Annotated in this window: 3 protein-coding genes; all 3 read left to right on the top strand. The window is 29.8% G+C overall.

Going from position 1 to position 3,257, the window contains the following annotated elements:
- A partial coding sequence (locus BQ5209_RS02980) for a glycoside hydrolase family 19 protein (RefSeq protein WP_208609936.1) occupies window positions 1-1,247 on the top strand: 1,247 nt, incomplete at its 5' end.
- A gap of 1 nt (window position 1,248) precedes the next feature.
- Complete coding sequence (locus tag BQ5209_RS02985) at window positions 1,249-2,226, top strand: hypothetical protein (RefSeq protein WP_085247092.1); 978 nt, start codon at window positions 1,249-1,251, stop codon at window positions 2,224-2,226.
- Window positions 2,227-2,960: 734 nt separating this feature from the next.
- A partial coding sequence (locus tag BQ5209_RS02995) for a hypothetical protein (RefSeq protein WP_143421837.1) occupies window positions 2,961-3,257 on the top strand: 297 nt, incomplete at its 3' end.

The following is a 3,257-nucleotide window of genomic DNA, read 5'->3' on the forward strand; positions in this document are numbered from 1 at the left end:
GCAAAAGGCCGAAATGGGAAGCGTTAAACAGCGAGATGACGGAAAATGCTAAAAATGTATTAACGTATTTACAAACAGGTGATGAAACAAAATTCGATGTATATTTAAGCTGTGTTGGTAAAGCAAAGGACTCCCCTGAAGCGAAAGGGTTTGAAACACTAAAACGAGAAATAAGCCGTTTTCCTGCTGATTATCAACAATCGCCATCGGAAAAGCTGACTAAAGCGCAGTTTGAATCTTATGCCAAAATGGAAGCGTTAGAACAACAAGTGACAGCTTGGGAAAAGACTAAAGAGAAGATAAAAAAGATGTTGTGGTGGGATGATGTTGCTAAAGGCTTAGCCAAGCTAAACCAACAAAATGACACGCCCCCAGAAAATGGCGAGACAACGGATACCACAACCACTCCAACAGACGCCACCCCACCAGCCACGCTTAGCGCTGATGGCAAAGCGTGGTTTATGCATCCTGTAACAATGCATATTTTTAATTTTGAAAGTTGTGTGTGTAATAAGCATATAACTGAAGATCAATTTAAATCAATAATGCCTAATGATATTTTGCGTAACGGATTATTTTATAAAATGAATAACGATTTGAAAAATACATCATTAAGTACGTTTCTTTTAAAATTGAATAAGTATTTTACTCAACACAATGTTACTAGCTGCCTTCAGAAAGCGCATTTTATATCGCAGATATTATGTGAAAGTGATTTTTTTAGAACAGCAGAAGAATATAAAAATAGGGATGGTTCAACGCCTTCTCATTGGAACAATTATAAAGGAGGAGCAAATTATCATGGTAGAGGACTTATTCAAATTACCCACAACTATAATTATGACTCTTTCGGGAAATATATTAATAACAACACACTTAAAGATAACCCGGATATAGTATGTTCTACTTTAGATTTTACAATAAAATCTGCATTTTGGTATTGGATAAATGGAAGTGCGTGGGGAAATATTAATAGCATTGCAGCAAATAATGACTTTCTTAAAGTTACCATGGCTGTAAATGGTGGATATAACCATGTTGTAGAAAGAAATAAGGCACTTATCACTTTATACGATAAGTTTAATATTAAGAACTGTCTTTTATATCACGATATTAAGTTTGATAACTATTCTTTTGATACAAGCGCAATGGTTAATAGTAAATGGTATGAAAATAACAAAAATAAAGTAAAAGAAGTTGAAACAGCTTTGAAAGATTTCTATACAACATTACAAAGGGAAAATTAACATGAAAAAAAAAATTATTTTTATTATTTTGTTTTATTTGAATTTTCCTTTATATGCTCAAATATGTAGTGAAACCAAATCAAATGATCTTAAAGGGCAATTTATCAATGGCGATAAATTCAATGGTAAATATACATATTGCCGTTTCAATAAACCTGAAGAAGGTATAATTTCGCAAATTGATTTGAACTTGGACATAGATGGAAATGTAAATAATTATATTTATATAGGAGGGATGAATCCTTCAATTGAGATTTCAGACTTGGGAATTATATCCATTTTTGATAAATTTGGAGGTATGCAAAGCCCTGCTAAAATAACTTATTTAACAAGTAAAAATAAGAAGTTAATTAAAATAGGAGAAATATACTTAGATTTTTCCCTTGGACAGGTTACTGATTATTCGATTGAAAATATTGATGATAATACTGATAAATTTATTGAAATTATTTTATCAAAAAAACAAGATTCTTTTATTAACAAAGCTACCCTTTCATATACAGATTATTTTATTTTGTTTTTAGCTAATAATTTGTTAAAAACAAATATAGATACAGTTTGGAAAGATAAGTTTTATACTAAATTACTGTCAATGGGATATGAAGATATTATCACACTTTATAATCAAAATATATTTTATAAAGATTCAACTCTTTGTAAAAAGAGCCAGAATGAAAAAGATGCGTTTGGTTGTCGAATTGGTAATAATCAATTATCAATTTGCTACAATTATGTAACTCATAATTTACTGTATCGATTTGGAAATAAATCAAATATAAAATTAGAATTAATAAAAGAATTAGCTAATCAAGATGGAAGTGATCATATAATAACTTTTGTTAATAAAAATACTCAATACTTGATAAATACTCAACCAAAAAATGAGTCCATTCAAATAATCCAAAATGGAAAACGTTTAAATAACTATAAATGTGAAAAAAATTCTGTTGAACCAATGATGTTAAACAGTTTTAATTGACTATTTTAATATTCAAAATATAAATGCAGAGGATTGATGCAATTAACTTGAAAGAAAAATTATGCAAAATATTCTTCATTTTCAGGTATTGATGTTGTAACTAATTATTTCTGGATTTCTGATAAATTATCATATTCTGCTGATTCAGCAGGTTGGTATTGGCGATTTTATTGATGGGAAAATGGGAGAAGCGACAGCTTTTATTATAAATTCTATTTCTGATAAAAATAAATTATTAACGAGCATTACTGACATAAGGAAAGCATATTATACTAAATTAACCATTAAAGAGGACGGCACACATACAAAAAACTATTTTTTTAAAAGTTGGTTAAATAGAGTGGATGATTGTTTAACTGTGAAAATTAAATAAGGTTGGTTTTATGCGTAATACATTATTTTTTTATTTGTTTTATCGTATTTGGATTATACATGTGCTTTATATACTGAAAAAATTTGGACTGAAGAAATCTATTTTAGAGAAAAATGAAATATGTAAATACCCCATAGTTAGTACAAAACTGACGTAGAAAATCATGCTGCTTGTTTTAGTGTTTTATACTCAATCGGCGTCATATTATTTTGTAACTATCCCCTAAAATAGTACAACCCAAAAGTAGAAAATTCACTACGATAAAAGTAAAAGAGAATTTGAATATGAAAAAGATGACAGAATACAAAATCGTATTGATATTAAAAGAAGCAGAAGCTAGCATTTCTGTTAAAGAGCTTTGATGTATCGGATTAAAGCGGGTGATTTAGTGGGTCATATTGGTCATAACCAAAATAAAGGTATACTCAAAAGCAAATATTCTAATCTTGAAACCTTGCCATTAGGTGAAAGTTTAAACGACAGCGAATTTTGTCCTCATTTACATGTTGAATGTTTCACCTGTGAAGACTTGGCAAGCTATATTACTCAAACTCGAGCGGAAGCGAGTAAAATCCCAGAGGAAGATAAAGCCTTTTTGGGTATAGCTAAACAGGTCAAACTACTGGAAAAAGAAGCTGCATCGGATACGACAGTGGGT

The organism is Gilliamella mensalis, assembly GCF_900103085.1.
GTDB classification, from domain to species: Bacteria; Pseudomonadota; Gammaproteobacteria; order Enterobacterales; family Orbaceae; genus Gilliamella; species Gilliamella mensalis.

What these genes read in the sequence shown, in the direction of transcription:
- BQ5209_RS02985 (WP_085247092.1), top strand. Translation starts at nt 1,249, where the DNA reads ATGAAAAAAAAAATTATTTTTATTATTTTGTTTTATTTGAATTTTCCT.